This window comes from Streptomyces sp. JB150 (genome assembly GCF_011193355.1).
In the GTDB taxonomy this organism is placed as follows: domain Bacteria; phylum Actinomycetota; class Actinomycetes; order Streptomycetales; family Streptomycetaceae; genus Streptomyces.
In genome coordinates this window covers 6613137-6632784 of sequence record NZ_CP049780.1, presented here as the reverse complement: position 1 = coordinate 6632784, position 19648 = coordinate 6613137, and the positions used below count along the sequence as shown (strand labels likewise).

The window sequence follows — 19648 nt, the reverse complement described above, 5'->3', positions numbered from 1 at the left end:
GACTCCTTGGGGTACGAAGGGGGGTTCGGGGGTGTGGGGAAGCGCCGGGGGACGGCGCGAGGCTGGTCATCGGGGCGGTGCGCTCCCGTCGTGCCGGACGGCGGCGATGTCCGCCGGTTCCAGACTCTGCTGGGCCTCGGCGAGGCTGATGCCCCGCTGGAAGGCGGCCATCAGGCCCGGGTCGTGGCCGACGTGCCGGTCGTCGTCCTGGCGGGGGGCGGGGCCGCCGCGCAGCTGCGGGACGAGGTGCTCCTGGGCGCGGCGGCGGGGCAGCCGGGGCTTGCCCATGGTGCCCCGCACGACGCCGTCCCGCCGCGGCACCGGGGGCACGCCCTCCCGCTCGGCGACCAGCGCCTGGTCCTGCGGCCGCGGCCCCGGCACGGCCTCGGCCGGGTTCGCCCGCTCCTCGCGTCCGCCGCGGACGGGGAGCGGGGCGGGCGCGGTGGCCGGGGCGGCCTGCGGGGGCTGTCCGGTCCAGGAGTCCGGGGTGGGACGGAAGTCTCCGGTGAGGCGGGGTGCCTCGCCGGCCGGGGACCCCGGGACCTGTGCCGCGCCGGTGGCCGTGCCCGGGGGCGCCGTCTCCGTCACCGACGGCGCCGCGCCCGCCGCCGTCGCCGTGCCCGGCGCTGTGCCCGCTGCCGTGCCGGGCGCCGTGCCCGCTGCGGTGCCCGTCGCCCCGAGCAACGCCTGCGGCACGACGAGCACGGCCTGCACCCCGCCGTAGATGTTGCTCTGCAGACGCACGCCGATGCCGTGCCGGCGGGCCAGCTGGGAGACGACGTAGAGCCCGATACGGCCGTCCGCCAGCAGGCGGGCGACGTTGACCTGGTCGGGGTCGGAGAGCAGGGCGTTCATCCGGTCCTGCTCGGCGACCGGCATGCCCAGGCCGCGGTCCTCGACCTCGACGGCGAGCCCGGAGGTGACGAGGCTGGCGCGCAGCAGCACCTGGGTCTGCGGGGCGGAGAACACCGTGGCGTTCTCGATGAGTTCGGCCAGCAGGTGGATGACGTCCGCGACGGCGTGCCCGCGCAGGTGGCCGTCGATCGGCGGGACGATCTTCACCCGTGAGTACTGCTCCACCTCGGCGGTCGCCGAGCGCAGCACCTCCGTCATGGGCACCGGGTTGCTCCACTGCCGCCGTGAGACGGCGCCGCCGAGCACGGCCAGGTTCTCGGCGTGGCGCCGGATCCGGGTGGCGAGGTGGTCGACGTGGAACAGGCTCTTGAGGAGGTCGGGGTCCTCGATGTCGTTTTCCAGCTCGTCGAGGATGGTGATCTCGCGGTGCACCAGCGACTGGAGCCGGCGGGCGAGATTGACGAAGACCTCCAGCTTCTGCTCGCTGCCGGTCTGGCTGGACAGCTGCGCGGCCTGTACGACGGCGCTGACGGCCCCGTCGTGGGCGCGGGCGAGGTCGGCGGCGAGCAGGTCGAAGTCGTCGGCGTCGGCGGGCGGCGCGGCGCGCTGGGTGGGGCGGGGCGGTGTCTCGCCGCGCCGCAGCCCCTCGACGAGGGCGCGCAGATCGGCCTCCCGGCGGGCGCCGGCCCGGCGCAGCGCGCTCACCCGCTCGTGCACGGACCGGGCGGCGCGCCCGGCGGCGACGGCGGCGATCACGATGCCCGCGAGCGCCACGCACACCGCGCCGGCGAGGACGGCCCACAGGGTGTGGCTGGTGCGCACGCCGGTGGTGCGCACGGTGAACAGCACGGCCGCGCAGCCGCCGAGGGCGACGGCGACGGGGGGCAGGACCGCCAGGCGCAGCAACTGGGACCGTATGTGGGCCTCGGGCAGTGCGGGGGCCGTGCGGGCGACCGGTCGTCCGTGCCGTCCGCCTTCGCGGCGGTCTGCGCGTGCGGCCGGTGCGCGGAGGTGTGACATCGGTGTCCTCGTACTGGTCCGTCGGTCGGGGCCCGGACGCGCGGTCTCGCGTGCTGCGGGCAGGCGCCATGGAGATGCCGGCCGGCCGGACCGAAGTGCGGTCCCGCGTCGCCCGACGGACACTCACAGTAGTCGCCAACGCATCATGTGCGGTGGGCAGTTGACGAAGTCCCTCGCAAAGCGTCCCGCTCTGGTATGAGGCATCGCACGACAGACCGATAAGTCCGAGCCTTCGTCACGCACCAATCGAAAGGGATCGATCAGACCTGGTCAAAGACGGTCGACATCGGCCACACCGTCGACGCCCCCTTCCCCGCCCCAGCCCCGCCCCTCTCGGGCGCGCAACCGCTCGCCGGGCCGTTCACCACCGCCCGCCCCCACACCCGGCCCACCGAAGGCCTAGGGGGAACATCACTCAACGTAACGCCTCGCCGTGCCGAACACGCCGCGCGGGCTCTTCGGGACGCACCGGGAACGGGTGGGGGACATCATGGGTGAAACAGCGAGTACAGGACATATCGGGGATCGCGAGACCCGCGGTGCCCTACGAGCGGGAGCCGGCGCGCGATGGCGAGTGGTAAAGCACGCTTCGACGACATCTACGGCCAGGCGGATCCGCGGGCGTACTTCACGCGGCTCGGCCCGCTGGAGTACGAGATCCCGCACCACGCCCAGCCGGTCTTCCGCCGCGTGGCCGCCGAGCGGGCCGCGCTCGACGACGGCCTGCCCGGCGTCCCGGCGGTGCTGGACCTGTGCTGCTCGTACGGCATCAACGCGGCGCTGCTCAACCATGACGTGACCCTGGCGGAACTGTACGGGCGCTACGCCTCCCCGGCGGTGCGGGACATGTCGACGGCCGAGCTGGCCGCCTGGGACAAGCAGTTCTACGCCGAACGGCGCCGCCCCGACGCGCTGCCGGTGTACGGCCTGGACGTCTCGGTGTCCGCGGTGGGCTACGCCCGCGAGGTGGGCCTGCTGGACGCCGCCTTCAGCGACGACCTGGAGCAGTCCCCGCCGGGTCCGGAACTGGCCCGCGCGCTCCCCGGGGTCGGCCTGGTCACGCTCACCGGCGGCGGCAGCTACGTCACGGAACGGACCTTCGCCCGCCTGCTGGACGGCGCCCGGCGTCCGGTGTGGGTGAGCGCGTTCGTGCTGCGCACCGTGTCGTACGAACCCGTGATCGGGGCGCTCTCCGACCGCGGTCTGCGCACCACGGCCGACACCTCCCGCACCTACCCGCAGCGGCGGTTCACCGACGAACGGGAGCGGCGGTACGCGACCGAGGCGGTGCGGGCGCTGGGCCGCGATCCGGCGGGGCTGGAGGAGGGCGGGCGCTTCCACAGCCTGTACTACGAGTCCCGCCCCGGCGCGTCGTCGCGGCCGGGGCGGGAAGGGGTGTAGCGGCGTAGCGGGTGCAGCGGTGCAGCGGGTGGACCGACGGCCTGGCGGCCGGATCAGCGGCCGGGCCGGAAGCCGGCCTCGAAGGCCGCGAAGGCGGCTTCCCGGCGCCGCTGGACGGCCGCCTTGGGGCTGCTGTCCAGCAGCCGACGGCAGGGCTGGCCCGGCCTGGCCGTGCCCGGGCGCTCGCCAGGGAGGCCCGCGCCAAGTCCTTCAGCTGACGGTAGGACAGGACGTAGCTCTCGGCGGCGTACCGGTACTCGTGGCTGATGTCGATCCGCGAGACCCCGGGGTCGTCGGTGGCGAGCACGACGGGCACGCCGTACGCCCGGTACGTCGGGAACGGATGGCCGGCGCCCTCGACGCCGAGGATCTGGGCGTTGCTGGTGAGCGGCACCTCGACGGCGACCTCGCGGGCCGCCATGGTGCGGGCGGTGCCCTGTCAGTCGTCCTCGTGGACCAGGTCGACGCCGTGGCCGACGCGTTCGGCGCCGGCGACCTCCACGGCCTCCTTGATGTGGAACCTCAGGTCCTCGGGCTTGACCAGCCCCGGCCACAACTCGCCCGCGTGCAGGGTGGCATGGGCGTCCGGGTACGGGTCGCGCAGGAAGGCCAGCATGCGCATGTGCAGGCGGTAGTCGCGCAGTGAGGTCTCCCCGTCCTCGGGCTGGACGAGGTTGACGGCGACGAACCGCGGGTCGCGCTCGGCGAGGCGCATCGCGAGGGCCATCTGAGTTCCGCGCCGAGGCGCGCTGCGACACCGATCGGCCCCGCCCGGGCTGCGCACTGCCGGCGCGCTGGATCTCCCAGGTGTCCCGCAACAGCGCCCGGGAGCGGGTCTTCGTCCCCGGCGGGGGTGAGGCCGGCGGCGGCGAACGTGTCGGGCTCGTAGCGGTACGCCGCCCGCCTGCTCTCCGGCACCGGATGGCCCCGGTGAGCGGCGCCAGGCGCTCCACCCGCTCCCACAGCCACGGCGAGGCGACGTTGATCACCAGCTCGGGCCGCTCGGCGAGGTTGCGCGCGGTACGGCTCTCGCTGCCGAGGCCCAGCACGACGTACTGCCCCAGCGCCCACGCGAAGGAGATGGGGGCGAGGTTGGCCGTGCCGTCGTCGTTCTCCGTGGTGAGGAGGACGACGGGGGTGCCGAAGCAGAGGATGCTCGGCCGGATCACCCGATGGGTGCCGGTCTGCCGCGGGGCGTTCCGCTGGGTCTCGGTCGCCATGCCCCCGACGGCTAGGTGCCCGACGTTTCGCCGGGCGTCGAAGTGTCGTCAGCCGACAACGGCGGGGTGACCAGCCCCGACACGCACCCCGGACAGCCCGGTCCCCACACCGGGGAACCGGACCTAGCCGTCTCGGCGGCGCTGCTCGCCGACCGGACGCGGGCCGCCCTCTGTCCCCCGCTGCCCGACGGCCGCGCCTGGACGGCGACCGAACGGGGAGGGCCGGCCGGGGTCGCGCCCTCCACGGCCACCAGGCGGTGCCGGGGTCCGCCCACTGCCCGCCGAGGGCTCCCGCGTCGTACGGCTGACGGAGGAGGGCCGCGAGGCGTTCCGCTCCCGTCCGGGCGTACCGGACGGGGCACTCGGCGGGGCGGGCTGAGGCCCGCGGGGGTGGCCGTTACGGGGCCGTGGCCGTTACGAGGGTCCGCGGCCGCTCACGGTCCCGGACTCCCCGGTGTCCGCGGCGCCGGTTCCTGCGGAGTCCGCGGCGCCGGCTCCCTCGGCGTCCGCCGCGCGGGCTCCTTCCGTCTCGCCCGCCTTCCCCCGCCCGACGAAGGCCAGCGGCGCGGCGGTGAGGGTGGCCGTCGCCATGACCGTGGCGGTGACCGTGGCGTCGCCGGTGAACAGGCTGCTCGCGACACCGGTGAACAGCGTCACGAGCAGGGCCCGGCCGCTCATGGTGAGCGAGGAGGCCGCTCCCTGGAGTGCGGGGAACACCTGGAGGGACCGCCCGAACACCACGGGGTACAGGGCGGCGTAGCCGACGCAGAACACCACGAGCGCGGTCGTGGTGCCCACCGGCCCGTCACCGAGCAGCAGGAACAGACCGACGCCCGCGACCGTGGCGGCCACCGCGCAGACCACCGTGCGCTCCGGGCCGCCGAGCAGGTCCATGAGCCTCGTGGCGTACAGGCTGGTGAGCGCGAACGACGCCACGACGACCAGGAGATGGGCCGCGAAGCCCAGCGTGGACAGCCCGAAGCGGTCCATGTACAGGAACGAGGCGGCCGCGATGAACACCATGTACGCCGCGAACAGCAGGCTCGGCACCAGCGACGCCGCGAGGAACCGCGGGCTGGACAGCAGTCTGCGGTAGTCGGCGACGACCCGCCGGGCGCCGCCCTTCACCCGCTCACGCCCGCCGGTCTCGGGCAGGAACAGCGCCATCAGCACGAGCGCCGCCAGCGTGACGGCGAAGACGACCGCGTAGGTGCCGCGCCAGCCGAGGGTGCGGTTGACGACGCCGCCGAGGGCGGGCGCGGCCGTCATGAGCGCCGACATGGCGGCGTTGGTGAGGCCGAACATCCGCAGCATGCGGGGGCCGTCGTAGACGTCGGCGATGATGACGAACACCAGGACGACGGAGGTGCTGGCACCGATGCCCTGGACGAACCGGGAGGCGAGCAGGAAATCGATGTCCGGGGCGAGGGCGCACCCCAGCGCGCCGATCAGCATCACGGTGTTCCCCGCGAGCATGACGGCCCGCCGGCCGAACCGGTCCGACAGCGGACCGTGGACCAGGGCGCCCAGGCAGTAGCCGAGGAAGTTGTAGGTCACGGTCAGCTGGACCGCCGCCTCGGACGCGTGCAGCGCCCGGGCGATGTCGGGGAAGCCGGGCACGGACATGTCCAGCTCGACGATGGCGCCGCTCAGCGCGATGACCAGCAGCGCGGGCAGGAATCTGACGTTGTCGGTGTCTCTCATGACCTCGTACGGGACGGACCCGGCCGGTGCCGGCGCCGGTGCCCAAGAGACACGCGAGGCCGCGCAAGGCCGTGCAAGGCCACACGGGGCCGCGTCAGGGCACAGGGGGGGCGCCGGTCGGGTGAGGGGAGAAAAAAGGGGCAGGTCGAAGCGAGCCGCCCGCATCGCGGTACGGCTCAGCGGTACGTCCGAGGTCTTCGGATCAGTGGCCACCAGACCCCGTGAGCGTTACGCGGCCCACGCCCCGCCCGCTCACCGCCGGTGGCCCATCGCGCCGACCGCACCGAGTCCCTCTCCGGCTCCGATGTCTCCCTCACACGAGGCTGTCGCCGCTCATCGTAGGGAGCCGGACACGGGTTGCCTCAACCGGTTTTCGGCCCGGCCCCCGCCCCCACCCCCGCACCGGAGCGCGTCTTACCGCTCGCCCGCCAGGTCGAGGTCCTTGGGGCTCGCATCGCCACCGGCGGCCGCGCTCTCCGCGGTGGCCGTGCTGTCGCCGGCGGCCGTGGTGGTCCCGACGGCCGACGTGGACCCGGCGGCCGCCCCCGCCTCGGCCGGCGGCCGGCGCCACGGGCGGGCGATCGGCCGGGACACCGCGCGCCACCAGGCGTCCGCCGGAAGCTTCCCGGCCGGTTCGAACGGCTCGCCGGGGCGCGGCAGGGCGACGGCCTGGCCGGCCTCCTCCGCCGCGTCCTTCGTCCACTCCCCCGGCTCGGCCCAGGCGTGCGGCGCCAGGTTGAAGGTGCCCCAGTGGATCGGCAGCAGCACCCCTGCGGGGCTGCCGCCCTGGAGGTCGAGGTGGGCCCGTACGCCCTCCTCGGGGGTCATGTGGATGTCCGGCCAGAAGTCGCTGTACGCCCCGATCTGGATCATCGTGGCGTCGAAGGGGCCGTACGCGGCGCCGATGTCCTGGAAGCCGGTGAAGTAACCGGTGTCGCCGCTGTGGAATATGCGGTGCTCCTCGCCGGCGACGGTCCAGGACGCCCAGAGGGTGTGCTGGGTGTTGCGCAGGCCGCGGCCGCAGAAGTGGCGGGCCGGGGTGGCCGTGAGGGTGAGGCCGCCGACCCGGGCCGACTCGTGCCAGTCCAGTTCGCGCAGGCGGGCCGGGGACACGCCCCAGGCCTCCAGGTGGGCGCCCACGCCGAGCGGCACGGCGAACAGGGTGTCCGTCCCGGCCAGCGCCTTGATCGTGGGCATGTCCAGGTGGTCGTAGTGGTCGTGCGAGATGACGACGACGTCGACCGGGCCGAGCGCGGCGAGCGGCAGCGGGACGGGGTGCAGGCGGCGCGGGCCGGCGAAGGGGAACGGGGAGCAGCGCTCGCCCCAGACGGGGTCGAACAGGACCCGCTGTCCGTCGATCTCGGCGAGGACGCTGGAGTGGCCCATCCACGTCAGCCGCAGCCCGGTGGCCGGGGGCTTGGCGAGGTCGGCCAGGGTCGTCGGGTGGACCGGCACACGGCTCGCGGGGATGCGGCGCGGGCGGGCGTCCTTGTCGAAGTAGACCTGCGCGAAGTCGCGGGCCGAGCCGGAGGGGCGGATCCGGGAGGGGCCGCCGGGGTTCTGGAAGACGCCGTCCTTGAAGTGGGGCGATCTGCGGATCCGTGCCAGGCGCTCACCGCCGGGGTCCGCGCCGAACGCCGCGGGCCGCAGGGCGCGCAGCCCGGAGTTCAGGGAACGGGCAGCGGCCACGGTACCTCCAGGTGGAGTCGGTGAGGCTCCCATTATGGTCCGCCCCGCCGACACCGCGTCGGGCCGGTCCGGAAAGGGGCTCCGGTACTGAACGGTGGTTCAGCAGTCAAGCGCGGCGGCCGGCAGCGGTGACGGCCGTTAGGGTGACCTGATGGCGAGAGTGCGGTTGAGCGTCGAACAGCGGCGCGAGGAGTTGCTGCGGGCCGCGGTGGAGCAGATCGAGGCGCGGGGCGTGGCGGCGGTGCGCATCGCGGATGTCGCCTCGGCGCTCGGGGTGAGCAACGCGCTGGTCCTCTATCACTTCTCGACCAAGGAGAAGCTGGTCGCCGCCGCCTTCGCGTACGCCGCCGAGGACGATCTGGCCCGGCTGCGCGGGCTGCTCGGCCGCCGCACCAGCGCGCTGCGCCGGCTCCGCGCAGCCGTGCGCTGGTACGCCCCCACCGGCCAGGCCAAGGGCTGGCGGCTGTGGATCGAGGGCTGGGCGGCGGCGCTGCGCGAGCCCGCGCTGCGGGAGGTCACGCGGGAGCTCGACCGGCAGTGGAAGGCGGCCTTGACCGAGGTCGTCGCCGAGGGCGTGGCCGCGGGCGAGTTCCACTGCCCGGACCCCGAGGCCACCGCGCTGCGCCTCACCGCCCTCCTCGACGGGCTCGCCGTACAGCTCACGTCCTACAAGGGCGCGGTCTCGCGCACCCGCGCCCAGCAGTGGGTGGACGAGGCACTGAACCGGGAGCTGGGGCTGTCGCAGGGGTGACGCCGCCGGCGGTGGCGTCCCCTCCCCCGAATCCGAGGCCGGGGCATCGGACGGGCGCGGGCGCGACGACGTCTCGCCGGCTGTCGCCGCGCCCGTCCGACGCCCCCGTCGCCTCCCCGCACCACTGCGCGCGATCCCCCCGCCGGCCGGGACGAGGGGACCGCGCGACATCGGCCGAGACAAAGCCCGAGACCGACACCGAGACCGAGACCGAAAGAGACGGCCGTCGGCGGGGGCTCCCTTACGCCACCGCCGCGATCCGCATCTTGATGTCGTCCGGCGACAGGGTGCCCTTCGCGGTGACGTGGTCGCCGGAGGACTCGCCGCGCAGCCGGCGGCCGATCCAGGGCACCAGGTACTCGCGGGCCCAGTGCACGTCGTCCCGGCGGACCTCGAAGGTGCCGCGCGGCGGCAGCGGGGGCCACGGCTGCTCGGGGTCGGCGGGGACGGGCAGGCCGAGAGCCTGGCCGGCGCGCAGGGCCACGCGGGTGTGGCCCTCGGGCGAGAGGTGCAGCCGGTCGTGGTCCCAGGCCCGGCGGTCCTGGACGGACTTCAGGGACCACAGGTCGAGCACGGGGCATCCGTACCGGTCGGCGATGGCCCGCACATGCCCGTTGTACGTGGCGATCTTGCCGCGGAGGTGCTTGAGCAGCGGCACGCCCCGGGTGTCGAAGCCGGTGGTGACGAGCACGGTGCCCGCGGCGGCGGTCAGCGCGGCGACCGCCCGCTCGAACCGCTCGGCGACGTCGTCCGGGTCGGTGCCGGGCCGGATGATGTCGTTGCCGCCGGCGCAGAACGAGACCAGATCGGGCGCCAGCTGGATGGCCCGCGGCACCTGGTCCGCCACGATCTGGTCGAGCAGTTTCCCGCGCACGGCGAGGTTCGTGTACGCGAAGTCGCCCTCGGGCCTGCGGTCCGCGAGCAGCACCGCGAGCCGGTCGGCCCAGCCGACGAACGCCCCGTCGGGGCCGGGGTCGCCGACGCCCTCGGTGAAGCTGTCCCCCACCGCCACGTACGACCCGATCACTGATCTGCTGTCATTCTTCGAATCGTCTGCCACAACGGCTCATGATTCACCGTCGAATGTGACTTACGCGACCGTAGGCAGGGGTTGACGGGCGGTGAGATAAGCCACTCTTCAAGGATTGGTCAACTACGGAATAAGCCGCCACACGCGGAAGTCACTGATGCGGAAGTGGCTCCACACCGTACGGAACGCGAAGTGGCCCGCGGTGTACGGTTCCGGGTCGGTGTAGTCGAACACGAGCCGCCCGTTGTTCCACCACTGGACGGTCGGTCCCGCGGAGACGATCCGCACGCGGTTCGGCTCGTTGGGCACGAGCAGCGGCTCGGTGTAGTCGAACACGAGCGGCCGGACACCGGCCTCGCCGACGTACCGGCGCAGCCGCGTGGTGGTGTTGTGGTTGGCGCCGTATCCCGCGTAGTACGTCGTCAGGTGGTCGTACTCCGCCAGGGCCCCGCCGCGCGGGGTGGCGAACAGGTCGCGCGGGGAGCGGACGTCCGTGGCGTTCCAGAAGTTGTTCAGGTCCGAGACACGGTCGTTGGGGCCGCCGGCCGCGACCGGGGTGGCGGTGTACGCCAGGACGTACGGCCCCTGGAGCCGCTGCCGGAACCACACCGTGGCCCCGCTGGGCACGTCGATGTCCAGTACGCCGCGGGAGGCCGTCACCGTGCCGCCGCCCTGGAGTTCGGCGGCCCACGAACCGAGGCCGTGGCGGAAGTCGTCGCGGGCGATGAGCCGGGGGCGCGGGCGGGGCGCGGCCCGCCCGGCCCGCGCGCTCGCGGTCGTGGTCGCGGTCGTGGCCGCGCTCGGGGTCGGGGCGAGGGCCGCCAGGGCGGCGCCCGCGGCCAGGGCGGCGAAGGCTCTGCGTGTGGTGGTCACGGGAACGGCTCCTCGACGGATGGAGAGCGCGGGGAAAGCGCGGGTGCGCAACACCGACAGAAAGCGCTTGCCAACTGACGACGATCACTCTGCCATGGACCTACGGCCGCGCACATGCCGAAGGCCGGACCCGGGGATCGGGGTCCGGCCTTCGGTGGCGCGTGCGGCGGGGTCAGGAACCGGCGCGGCGGGCAGTCGTCAGAGGGAGACGCCCTTCGAGCGGAGGTAGGCGACCGGGTCGACGTCCGAGCCGTAGTCCGGGGTGGTGCGGATCTCGAAGTGCAGGTGCGGGCCGGTCGAGTTGCCGGTCGAGCCGGAGAGGCCGACCTGCTGGCCGGCGGTGACGGACTGGCCGGCCGACACCGACAGCGCGGACAGGTGGGCGTACTGGGCGTAGTAGCCGTCGGCGAGCTTGATGACCACCTGGTTGCCGTACGCGCCGGCCCAGCCGGCCGAGACGACGGTGCCCGCGCCGACGGCCTTGAGCGAGGTGCCGGTCGGGACGACGAAGTCGACGCCGGTGTGGTAGCCGCTGGACCACATGCTGCCCGCGACCTTGTAGGCGGTACCGATGCCGGCGCCCGCGACCGGAGCGGTGTGACCGCCGGCGACCGTGGCGGCCTGGGCGGCCGTGGAGGTCTGCGGGGAGGACGCCTCGGCCGGCTTGGCGGACTGCGACTGCGCCGACTCGTCCGACTCGGCCTTCTTCGAGGCGCCGGACGACTGCTGCGACGAGCCCTGGGAGGACCGCGACGGCTTGGACTGCTCGGCGGAGGAACTCTTCGGCGCGGAGGCGGCGGCCTTCTCGCCGAGGGTCAGCTCGAGGCCGGGGTGGATCAGCGACGGGTCCTCGCCGACGGTGGCGCGGTTGTCGGCGTAGAGCCGCTGCCAGCCGCCTTCGACCTTCTGGTCCTCGGCGATCTCCGAGAGGCAGTCACCGGACTTCACGGTGTAGATACGCACACCGGAGTTCTTCTCGACGGACTTTTCCGCGGCCTTCTTCGCCGTGGACTGCTGCACGGACGCGACGGACCGGGTGGCGTCTTCCGCGGCGGCCTGCGGGGTGGCGGCATGGGCTGCGGCGGCCCCCATCAGGGGCAGCGCGAGCGCGGCTCCACCGGTGCCGGCGACGGCGATGGAACGGGTGAAACGCTGGGTCTTCGGACGGCGGTGCTTACCCTTCGCGGGCATGGCGAATTCCTCTCCGGCGCCTGCGAGGTGAGCTGTCGGGTGCGGACTGGAGATGTCCGGCCGCGCCGAGACGCGGCTTTACCCCAAGCCTGTTCCGAGGACCGGAACAGGCGGTGAAAACCTGTGGGTCCCCCGCTCCTGCCGTGCACGGGTGGGTTTGCGCGGGCACCAGGCGGCGGCAGGATTCGGCGTTCCACCTGGATCGGTGTGGAACGTAAGCGACCTGGACGCACGGGGACAAGCGAAAGGTTGCCCTCTGTCGCTTTTCGATCTCTTCCGCCCCGGAATTCACGGTCACACTCCGTCGATCACGGAGCCTTCCCTTCCCGTGAACACCCTTGAGAACCGGGAGCATTACGTGAACATGACTGGCGACTCACCGTCACGGATATGAGCCTCCTCACGTGACACCGCTCCAGAACTCCTTATTCCAGAGCGAGTTACTACTTAGACTGCCAATTCGGACAGATCACTCAGATGTGACGGAGACGGAGAACCGTCGCATCAAGGTCGCCGCGCAGCCCGAGGCGCACCCCGTGGTGCAGCAGCACGGCCCCCCGGTGCACTTCGCCCGTTTCACGGCATTCGTACGCCGCCGTCGGATCGAGTCCGCGCAGCCGCAGCGCCGGCACGGGCTCCCCGTGGTGCTGGGACCGGAGCCAGGCGAGGACGACCGTCTCGTCACCGAGGACGTACTGCACGGCGCTCAGCCCGCCGCCCGGAGGCCGCAGGCGGTACAGGTCGCCGCGCTGGACCAGTGGCCGGATCTCCTTGTAGAGGTCCACCCAGCCGCGCGCCTCGGCCAGCTCCTCGTCGGACCACCGGGCGAGGTCGCCCCCGATGCCGAGGACCCCGGCCATGGCGCTGACGAAACGGAATCTCAGGGAGCTGGTCCGGCCGTTGAGCTGGATGTTGGGGATGTCGGTGACCCACGCGGCCATCACGCACGCGGGGTGGATCTGACTGAAGCCGTGCTGGATGGCGAGCCGGTCGAGCGGGTCGGTGTTGTCGGAGGTCCACACCTGCTCGGTGCGGCCGAGCACCCCGAGGTCGATCCGGCCGCCGCCGCCCGAGCAGGACTCGAAGGCGACGCCGGGGTGCGCGGCGCGCAGCCGGTCCAGCAGGGTGTACAGCGCCCGTACGTGGTCCGCCCACAGACGCTGCGGGTAGGAATCGCCGGGCCAGCCGGCGTCCGTGAAGCAGCGGTTGAAGTCCCACTTCACATAGTCGACGGGGGCGCTGGAGAGCAGGGTGTGCAGCCGCTCCCACAGGTACTCCTGGACGTCCTCGCGCGCCAGGTTCAGTACGAGCTGGTTGCGGAATTCCGTCCGCTTTCGCCCTGTTTGATGCTGCACCCAGTCCGGGTGGGCGCGGTACAGCTCGCTGTCCGGGTTGACCATCTCCGGTTCGACCCAGATCCCGAACCGCATCCCGAGGGAGTGCACCTCGTCGGCGAGCGGGCCGAGGCCGGCCGGGAAGCGGTCCGGGTTGGGCGTCCAGTCGCCGAGGCCCGCGCGGTCGCTGGTGCGGGCGCCGAACCAGCCGTCGTCGACGACGAACAGCTCGACGCCGAGGCGGGCGGCCCGCCGGGCGAGCGCGCGCTGGCGCTCCTCGGAGATGTCGAAGCCCGTCGCCTCCCAGGAGTTGAACAGCACCGGCCGGTCCCGGTCCGCGCCGGGGATGACATGGGCGCGCTGGTAGGCGTGCCAGGCGCGGCTCGCGCCGCCGAAGCCCTCGTCGCTCCACAGGCCGGCGAAGACGGGCGTGGTGAAGGACTCCCCCGCGGTCAGCCGCGCCAGCCCCGAGTCGTCGTGCCCGGCGCCGCCGGTGATCTGCACGCGCGCGTCGGGCAGCCGGGCTACGGCGATCCGCCAGGAGCCGGACCAGCCGAGGGCGCAGCCGTAGACCTCGCCGCGCTCCTCGGTCGCGTCGGTGTCCAGGGCGACCCAGGGCAGGTGCTGGTGCCCGGTGTGGCCGCGGCGGCTGCCGATGACGTGCTCGCCGTAGGTGAGCGGTGCGGCGGTCAGCCGGGACTCCGCGGCCCACCGGCCGTGCAGATGGGACAGCCGCCAGCCGTCGCGCTCGGGGAGCGTCCAGGTCGCGGAGTCGGCGCGCAGCAGCTCCGCCGCGGGGCCCTCGTTGCGCAGGGTCACCCAGCGCTCGACGACGTCTGCGCGCATCCGGTAGTGCAGGGTGATCGTCAGTGCCGCGTCCCGGAACCGCAGCCGCAGCTCCTCGTCCGCGCTTCCCGCGTGGGCGATCTCGTGCGTCTCGAACGTCCACTCGGTGCCGCGGCGCTCCTCGGTGCGCACGGACAGGGCGGGGCGGACGAACCGGGGGCCGCCTTCGACCGGGTACTCCTCACGGCCGTCGAGCGCGGACTCGAACGGCCAGGCGTCCGGCAGCGGCCGGGCGGCGAGGGCTTGGGCGTCGGCGAGCGAGATTCTGGGCCCCCAGTGCAAATGGACCAGCTCGTCGTCCTCGGTCAGATGGACGGCGTACGCGCTCTTCGGCCCCGACAGCAGCCACGTCCGCCCGTCCCCGGCGATCTCCGGCATGACGCCCCCCCACACGTTCCGACAAGCCCGCTCACACCCCAACATCATCAAGGCGCGGCAGGCCTTCCGGCAACGCCTGTGGACAACTCCCGCCCGGCGGGGTATGCCCCTGTGGACAACTCATTGCCTCAGGAATCCGTGTCGTATGGTCGAAGGCGTGCCCGCCGACGAGCAGCGCCGGCGGGGCCGACCGGGAGGAGCCCACGTGACGCAGCAGGTCCCGTCGACCGAGCCGGAGCTGGCCGGAGTGCGCAACTTCCGTGACGTGGGCGGCCTGCCGACGGTCGACGGACGCCGGGTGCGGTACGGCGTGCTCTACCGCAGCGGCCACCTCGCGCACGCGACGGCCGAGGACGCGGTCTTCCTCTCCTCGCTGGGCCTGCACACGATCTTCGACTTCCGCAACGCGGCGGACCAGAAGCTGGAGGGCCCGGACGTCGAGCTGCCGGGCGTGCGCAATGTGAACCTTCCGCTGAGCGACCCGGCCGACGGCGCCGAGTTCTGGAAGATGGTGCGCGACGGCGACCTGGACCAGCTGCGGGAGATCCTCGGGGACGGCAAGGCGGCCGACCGGATGATCGCCTCGTACCGCATGATCATCAAGGAGCGGACCGCGGAGCACTCCCGGGTGCTGCACGCCCTCGCCGAGGACAGCGTGCCCGCCCTGATGCACTGCGCGGCGGGCAAGGACCGCGCGGGCCTGTCGGTGGCGGTGACGCTGCTCGCCCTGGGCGTCGAGCGCGACGCGATCCTCGCCGACTACCTGGAGTCCAACGCCAAGCACCGGCGTTACAAGGTGCGTCGCAGCAGCAGCTCCGCCGCGGCCTACTCCCCCGAGGTCATGGACCTGCTCAGCCCCCTGTTCGACGCGCGCGCCGAGTATCTGTCGGCGGCGTTCGAGACCATCGAGGAGACCTGGGGCGGCGTCGACGCCTATCTGGAACAGGGCCTGAAGGTCAGCCCGCAGACCCGGGAGCGGCTGCGGGAGCGCCTGCTCGACTGAGTGCCCCGCTTCGCGCCGAGCTGCGCGTGCTACTTCCCGCCGAGCGCGAACAGCAGGTAGAGGAAGGCGGCGAAGGCGTGCCCCGCCACCACGTAGATGAACAGCCGCACCCAGATCTGGCGGTCGGACTTCTGCTGCGAGCGGATCATGTCGTCTCTCCGGTGAGGTGGGGGGCGGGGCCCAGGCAGAGCGCGGCCGTCGGGCTCTGCAGCAGGGTGTGGACGAAGAGCAGGCCGACCCCGTCCTGGTCGTCCGCCGCGATGCGGTGCGGGGTCAGGGAGTCGAAGTGGGCGCTGTCTCCGGGGCCGAGCCGGTGCGTGGTGTCCCCGAGGCGCAGCCGCAGCCGCCCCGTGAGGACGTACAGCCACTCCTCCCCGGGGTGCACGCGCACGATGTCGCCCTGTGAGCCGTACGGGACGTGGACGCGCAGCGCCTGCATGCCGCGCCCGGGGGCGCCGGCCTGCCGGTACGTCCAGCCGCCGGCGGCGGTCGGTTCCATGGTGGCGCCGCGCACCACGGCGTCCCGGTCGGCGACCGTCTCGCCGAGCAGTTCCGAGACGGTCGTACCGTAGATCCTGGCGAGGGAGAGCAGCACCGGCAGTGACGGCTGGCGCTGCCCGGTCTCCAGCCGGGAGAGGTGCGCGGGCGACAGCCCCGCCGCGCGTGCCGCCGCCTCCAGGGTGAGGGAGGCCCGGCGGCGCAGGGCACGCAGCTGCGGGGCCATGACCGAGAGGTCACCGGACCCCGGCTCGGAGCCGGGGTCGGCGGCAGAGGAGTTCATGGCTCCATTCAGCCGAAGGGTTGCCTGAAGGGCAAATTTGTTGCCCCACAGGCAAAGCCAACTCCGGTAGTGAGAGCCACCCGCTACCTGACGGTCATCGCCTGCTTCATCAGTGTCCTGCCGAAGTCCCACATCAGCCCGCCGCCGCTGTGTGCCTCGTCCATCACGGCGGTGAAGGCGTCCAGGAACCGCTCCACCTCCCGCTCCCCGATGATCAGCGGCGGAATGAGCTTGATCACTTCCAGGTGGTCGCCGGAGACCTGGGTGAGGATGCGGTGCCGCTGGAGCAGCGGGACGACCACCATCTGCGCGAACAGGCCCTTGCGGGCCGCCTGCAGCATGGCCCACCGGCCGCGCAGCTTCAGCGACCGGGGCCGGCCGAACTCGATGCCGATCATCAGGCCCCGGCCGCGGACGTCGGCGAGCAGCTCGTAGCGGTCGACGAGCGCGGTGAGCCGGGACTTCAGCAGCTCGCCGGTGCTGCGGACCCCGGCGACGATCTGCTCGTTCTCCATGACCGACAGCACCGCCAGGCCCGCCGCCATCGCCTGGGCGTTGGACCCGAAGCTCGCCGAGTGGACCAGCACCCGGTCCATCGACGAGTACACCTTCTTGAAGATCCAGTCCTTGCCGAGGGTGGCGCCGACCGGCACGAAGCCGCCGGAGAGCGCCTTGGCCACGCACACCAGGTCCGGCTCCACGCCCTCCTCGTGCTGGTAGGCGTAGAAGTCGCCGGTCCGGCCGAGGCCGGTCTGCACCTCGTCGACGATGAGCAGGGCCTTGTGCCGGTGCAGCAGCTCCTGGGCGGCACGCAGATAGCCGGGCGGCGCCTCGTGGACGCCCTTGCCTTGGATCGGCTCGACGATCAGCGCGGCGACGTCGCCCCGCTTCAGCTCCCGGGCCAGCGCGTCGAGGTCGCCGAGCGGGACGGCCGTGTCCGGCAGCAGCGGGGCGAAGCCGTCCCGGAAGCCGGACTCGCCGTTCACCGAGAGCGAGCCGGTGGTCAGCCCGTGGAAGGCGTGCGCGCAGTACAGGATCCTCGGTCTGCCGGTGGCGTACCGGGCGAACTTCAGCGCGGTCTCGACGGCCTCCGTGCCGCTGTTGCCGAAGAACACCCGGTCCAGGTGCGGGCTGTGGGCGAGCAGCCGCTCGGCGAGCAGGCCGGGCAGCGGCTGGCAGTCGAAGCGGGTGAGGTCGGCCAGGTTCGCGTCGAGCACGTCGTGCAGCGCCTTGCGGACGACGGGGTGGTGGCGGCCGAGGCCCATCACCCCGAACCCGGCAAGCATGTCCAGGTAGTCGTCGCCGTCCGCGTCCCAGAAGTACGCGCCCTCGGCCCGCTCGTAGACCTTGTCGAAGCCGAGGGTGTGCAGCATGCGCGGCAGCTGGTGGTTGAGGTGGCGGGCGTGCAGCTCGTAGCGTTCGGCGCCGCGCTCGGCGAGCAGCGCCCTGAGGTCGAAGTCCCCGGCGGGCGCCGGCTCCGGGGGCTGGGACGCGGATTCCGCGGTGGTCATGCGTGGCTCTCCTCCGACGGCTGTACGTCGACGGCGTTCCCGCCCGTGACCGGCGGGACACCCTTCTGCGCGGGCACGCTCTCCGACTCCGCCCCCACCGACGGCCGGCCCGCGTCCGCCCCCACCGACGGCCGCCCCGGCGCCGGCACCGGCGTCACTGGCTCCCCCGCCACCGCGCGTGCCGCGAGGCTCGCGCCGACGCGGCCCGCGATCTCGACCGGGGTGAGCCCGATGTCGGCCAGCACCTCGCTCCGCTTGGCGTGCGGCAGGAACTGCTCGGGGATGCCGAAGCGGCGCACCGGTACGTCCACGTCCGCGTCGCCCAGGGCGAGCGCGACCGCCGAGCCGACCCCTGCGGCCCGGCTGTTGTCCTCGACGACGGCGACCAGGCGGTGCCGGGCGGCGAGGCCGGGCAGCTCCGGGTCGACGGGCTTGACCCAGCGCGGGTCGACGACCGTGCAGCCGATGCCGCGCGCCCGCAGCAGCTCGGCCGCCTGGAGGCACACCGGCGCCATCACCCCGACGGCGACGAACAGCACCTCGGGCCGCTCGCCGCGGTGCAGGACGTCCATGCCGCCCATCCGGTCCACCGCGGGCACGACCGGCCCGACGGACTCCTTCGGGAAGCGGATCAGCGTCGGCGCGTCGTCGACGGCGACCGCCTCCCGCAGCTGGGCCCGCAGCTGGTCGGCGTCGCGCGGCGCGGCGATCCTCAGGCCCGGGACGACCTGGAGGATCGACATGTCCCACATGCCGTTGTGGGAGGCGCCGTCGACACCGGTCACCCCGGCCCGGTCCAGCACGAACGTCACCCCGCAGCGGTGCAGCGCCACGTCCATCAGCAGCTGGTCGAAGGCCCGGTTGAGGAAGGTGGCGTAGACGGCGACGACGGGGTGCAGTCCGCCGGTCGCGAGGCCTGCCGCGGAGACCGCGGCGTGCTGCTCGGCGATGCCGACGTCCCAGACGCGGTCCGGGAACCGCTCGGCGAACGGGCCGAGACCGACGGGGTGCAGCATGGCCGCCGTGATCGCCACGACGTCCTCGCGCTCCTCGCCGATCCGCACGATCTCGTCGCCGAACACCGAGGTCCACGACGGCCCGCCGGAGGGCGTCAAGGGCTCGCAGGTGAGCGGGTCCATGACGCCCACGGAGTGGAAGTGGTCCTCCTCGTGGGCGAGGGCCGGTTCGTAGCCACGCCCCTTCTCGGTGCGGCAGTGCACCAGCACCGGCCCGTGGAAGCGCTTCGCGCGCCGCAGCGCCGACTCGACGGCCCTGATGTCGTGCCCGTCGATCGGCCCGACGTACTTCAGTCCCAGGTCCTCGAACATGCCCTGCGGCGCGAAGGCGTCCTTGAAGCCCTTCTTCGCGCCGTGCAGGGCCTCGTACAGCGCGTGGCCCACGACGGGGCTGCGCAGCAGCACGTCCTTGCCCCAGGCCAGCGCCTTCTCGTAGCCGTCGGTGGTGCGCAGGGCGGCGAGGTGGTGGGCGAGACCGCCGATGGTCGGCGCGTAGGAGCGTTCGTTGTCGTTGACGACGATGATCAGCGGACGGTCCTTGGCGGCCGCGATGTTGTTCAGCGCCTCCCAGGCCATGCCGCCGGTCAGCGCGCCGTCGCCGATGACCGCGACGACATGGCCCTTCTCGCCCTGCACCTGGCGGGCCTTGGCCAGCCCGTCGGCCCAGCCGAGCGAGGTGGAGGCGTGGCTGTTCTCGATGACGTCGTGCTCGGACTCCTCGCGGGAGGGGTAGCCGGACAGGCCGCCCTTGCCGCGCAGCTTGGAGAAGTCCTGGCGCCCGGTCAGCAGTTTGTGCACGTAGCTCTGGTGCCCGGTGTCCCACAGGATGCGGTCGGCCGGCGACTCGAAGACCCGGTGCAGGGCGATGGTCAGCTCCACCACGCCCAGGTTGGGCCCGAGATGGCCGCCGGTTCTGGCGACGGCGCGCACCAGGAAGTCCCTGATCTCATCGGACAGTTCGGCCAGTTGCGCCTCGGACAGCGCCTTCAGGTCGCGTGGCTGCCGGATGTTCTCCAGAATCCTCACGCTCGGCCCCCTTCGGTCC

At 73.1% G+C, this 19648-nt stretch carries 14 protein-coding genes, 3 pseudogenes and 1 riboswitch; of the genes and pseudogenes, 4 read left to right on the top strand and 13 right to left on the bottom strand.

Going from position 1 to position 19648, the window contains the following annotated elements; all coding sequences use genetic code 11:
• Positions 1 to 66 precede the first annotated feature (66 nt).
• Positions 67 to 1875, bottom strand: a complete 1809-nt coding sequence (locus G7Z13_RS30175) for an ATP-binding protein (RefSeq protein WP_166003505.1) — start codon at positions 1873 to 1875, stop codon at positions 67 to 69.
• A 567-nt stretch (positions 1876 to 2442) separates the two neighbouring features.
• On the opposite strand from G7Z13_RS30175, the gene G7Z13_RS30170 reads away from it, so the two are divergent.
• Positions 2443 to 3276, top strand: a complete 834-nt coding sequence (locus tag G7Z13_RS30170) for a hypothetical protein (protein ID WP_166003504.1) — start codon at positions 2443 to 2445, stop codon at positions 3274 to 3276.
• Between the two features lie 53 nt (positions 3277 to 3329).
• On the opposite strand, the pseudogene G7Z13_RS30165 reads toward G7Z13_RS30170, so the two are convergent.
• Together G7Z13_RS30165 and G7Z13_RS30160 are read right to left on the bottom strand one after the other, a co-directional pair.
• Positions 3330 to 4009 (bottom strand): annotated as a pseudogene (locus G7Z13_RS30165) (adenosine deaminase); the annotation flags it as partial.
• A gap of 116 nt (positions 4010 to 4125) precedes the next feature.
• A pseudogene (locus G7Z13_RS30160) lies at positions 4126 to 4496 on the bottom strand (flavin reductase); the annotation flags it as partial.
• Between the two features lie 66 nt (positions 4497 to 4562).
• Between G7Z13_RS30160 and G7Z13_RS33905 the strand changes: the two are divergent.
• Positions 4563 to 4748: pseudogene (locus tag G7Z13_RS33905) on the top strand (transcriptional regulator); the annotation flags it as partial.
• Between the two features lie 162 nt (positions 4749 to 4910).
• On the opposite strand, the gene G7Z13_RS30150 reads toward G7Z13_RS33905, so the two are convergent.
• Together G7Z13_RS30150 and G7Z13_RS30145 are read right to left on the bottom strand one after the other, a co-directional pair.
• On the bottom strand, positions 4911 to 6200 hold the full coding sequence (locus tag G7Z13_RS30150) for an MFS transporter (RefSeq protein ID WP_240926392.1): 1290 nt from the start codon (positions 6198 to 6200) through the stop codon (positions 4911 to 4913).
• A gap of 414 nt (positions 6201 to 6614) precedes the next feature.
• On the bottom strand, positions 6615 to 7889 hold the full coding sequence (locus G7Z13_RS30145) for an MBL fold metallo-hydrolase (protein WP_240926391.1): 1275 nt from the start codon (positions 7887 to 7889) through the stop codon (positions 6615 to 6617).
• Between the two features lie 151 nt (positions 7890 to 8040).
• On the opposite strand from G7Z13_RS30145, the gene G7Z13_RS30140 reads away from it, so the two are divergent.
• Positions 8041 to 8640 (top strand): TetR/AcrR family transcriptional regulator, encoded by a 600-nt coding sequence (locus G7Z13_RS30140; RefSeq protein ID WP_206313169.1) that lies wholly within the window; start codon positions 8041 to 8043, stop codon positions 8638 to 8640.
• Positions 8641 to 8881: 241 nt separating this feature from the next.
• On the opposite strand, the gene G7Z13_RS30135 is transcribed toward G7Z13_RS30140, so the two are convergent.
• The 4 genes from G7Z13_RS30135 to G7Z13_RS30120 form a co-directional block, all read right to left on the bottom strand.
• Positions 8882 to 9667: an SGNH/GDSL hydrolase family protein gene (locus G7Z13_RS30135; RefSeq protein ID WP_166005442.1), complete on the bottom strand. Its 786-nt coding sequence runs from the start codon at positions 9665 to 9667 to the stop codon at positions 8882 to 8884.
• A 126-nt stretch (positions 9668 to 9793) separates the two neighbouring features.
• Positions 9794 to 10543, bottom strand: coding sequence for a DUF6250 domain-containing protein (locus tag G7Z13_RS30130; protein WP_166003502.1), 750 nt, complete (start codon positions 10541 to 10543; stop codon positions 9794 to 9796).
• A gap of 198 nt (positions 10544 to 10741) precedes the next feature.
• Positions 10742 to 11734, bottom strand: a complete 993-nt coding sequence (locus tag G7Z13_RS30125; RefSeq protein WP_166003501.1) for a M23 family metallopeptidase — start codon at positions 11732 to 11734, stop codon at positions 10742 to 10744.
• Between the two features lie 4 nt (positions 11735 to 11738).
• A riboswitch (cyclic di-AMP (ydaO/yuaA leader) is annotated at positions 11739 to 11935 on the bottom strand.
• A 272-nt stretch (positions 11936 to 12207) separates the two neighbouring features.
• Positions 12208 to 14292 carry an alpha-galactosidase gene (locus G7Z13_RS30120; RefSeq protein WP_166003499.1) on the bottom strand — a complete coding sequence of 695 codons (2085 nt, stop codon included), beginning with the start codon at positions 14290 to 14292 and terminating at the stop codon, positions 12208 to 12210.
• A 205-nt stretch (positions 14293 to 14497) separates the two neighbouring features.
• Between G7Z13_RS30120 and G7Z13_RS30115 the strand changes: the two genes are divergently transcribed.
• Complete coding sequence (locus G7Z13_RS30115; RefSeq protein ID WP_166003497.1) at positions 14498 to 15295, top strand: tyrosine-protein phosphatase; 798 nt, start codon at positions 14498 to 14500, stop codon at positions 15293 to 15295.
• 29 nt (positions 15296 to 15324) lie between these two features.
• On the opposite strand, the gene G7Z13_RS30110 is transcribed toward G7Z13_RS30115, so the two are convergent.
• From G7Z13_RS30110 to dxs, 4 genes are all read right to left on the bottom strand, one after another.
• Positions 15325 to 15444 (bottom strand): DUF6126 family protein, encoded by a 120-nt coding sequence (locus tag G7Z13_RS30110; protein ID WP_166003495.1) that lies wholly within the window; start codon positions 15442 to 15444, stop codon positions 15325 to 15327.
• A complete protein-coding gene (locus tag G7Z13_RS30105) occupies positions 15441 to 16076 on the bottom strand; it encodes an XRE family transcriptional regulator (RefSeq protein WP_166003493.1) in 636 nt (211 codons plus the stop codon). Before G7Z13_RS30105 ends, G7Z13_RS30110 begins: the two co-directional genes overlap by 4 nt.
• 83 nt (positions 16077 to 16159) lie before the next feature.
• Positions 16160 to 17587 carry an aspartate aminotransferase family protein gene (locus tag G7Z13_RS30100; protein ID WP_166003491.1) on the bottom strand — a complete coding sequence of 476 codons (1428 nt, stop codon included), beginning with the start codon at positions 17585 to 17587 and terminating at the stop codon, positions 16160 to 16162.
• Complete coding sequence (gene dxs, locus G7Z13_RS30095; RefSeq protein WP_166003489.1) at positions 17584 to 19629, bottom strand: 1-deoxy-D-xylulose-5-phosphate synthase; 2046 nt, start codon at positions 19627 to 19629, stop codon at positions 17584 to 17586. The genes G7Z13_RS30100 and dxs overlap by 4 nt, the downstream gene beginning before the upstream one ends.
• Between the last annotated feature and the right edge of the window lie 19 nt (positions 19630 to 19648).

Excerpts from the sequence above, each read along its gene's own strand:
- G7Z13_RS30175 (WP_166003505.1), bottom strand. The coding sequence starts at position 1,875 with ATGTCACACCTCCGCGCACCGGCCGCACGCGCAGACCGCCGCGAAGGC.
- G7Z13_RS30170 (WP_166003504.1), top strand. The coding sequence starts at position 2,443 with ATGGCGAGTGGTAAAGCACGCTTCGACGACATCTACGGCCAGGCGGAT.
- G7Z13_RS30150 (WP_240926392.1), bottom strand. The coding sequence starts at position 6,200 with ATGAGAGACACCGACAACGTCAGATTCCTGCCCGCGCTGCTGGTCATC.
- G7Z13_RS30140 (WP_206313169.1), top strand. The coding sequence starts at position 8,041 with ATGGCGAGAGTGCGGTTGAGCGTCGAACAGCGGCGCGAGGAGTTGCTG.
- G7Z13_RS30125 (WP_166003501.1), bottom strand. The coding sequence starts at position 11,734 with ATGCCCGCGAAGGGTAAGCACCGCCGTCCGAAGACCCAGCGTTTCACC.
- G7Z13_RS30120 (WP_166003499.1), bottom strand. The coding sequence starts at position 14,292 with ATGCCGGAGATCGCCGGGGACGGGCGGACGTGGCTGCTGTCGGGGCCG.
- G7Z13_RS30110 (WP_166003495.1), bottom strand. The coding sequence starts at position 15,444 with ATGATCCGCTCGCAGCAGAAGTCCGACCGCCAGATCTGGGTGCGGCTG.
- G7Z13_RS30105 (WP_166003493.1), bottom strand. The coding sequence starts at position 16,076 with ATGAACTCCTCTGCCGCCGACCCCGGCTCCGAGCCGGGGTCCGGTGAC.
- G7Z13_RS30100 (WP_166003491.1), bottom strand. The coding sequence starts at position 17,587 with ATGACCACCGCGGAATCCGCGTCCCAGCCCCCGGAGCCGGCGCCCGCC.